At 72.7% G+C, this 330-nt stretch carries 1 protein-coding gene; it reads right to left on the reverse strand.

The window, feature by feature from the left end; translation table 11 throughout:
- A partial coding sequence (locus M8J74_RS44340) for a DUF2637 domain-containing protein (RefSeq protein ID WP_249841788.1) occupies positions 1-330 on the reverse strand: 330 nt, incomplete at both ends.

The following is a 330-nucleotide window of genomic DNA, read 5'->3' on the forward strand; positions in this document are numbered from 1 at the left end:
CCCGCCGGGGCCGTCTCCGCCAGCGGAACGCCGTACCGGGCCAGCCGCAGCGGCATCAGCGACTCCACCGGAGCCTTGCGGCGCCAGGCCCGGCCGAACCGCGAGTGCAGACGGGCCCGGTAGACCAGCCGCTCCTGCTCCAGCTTGATCACCTGCTCGTAGGAGCGCAGCTCCCACAGCTTCATCCGCCGCCACAGCAGGAACGTCGGCACCGGCGAGAGCAGCCAGCGGGTCAGCCGGACGCCCTCCATGTGCTTGTCCGCCGTGATGTCCGCGATCCGGCCGATGGCGTGCCGGGCCGCCTCCACCGCCACGATGAACAGCACCGGG

Source organism: Streptomyces panaciradicis (assembly GCF_023516615.1).
Lineage (GTDB): Bacteria > Actinomycetota > Actinomycetes > Streptomycetales > Streptomycetaceae > Streptomyces > Streptomyces panaciradicis.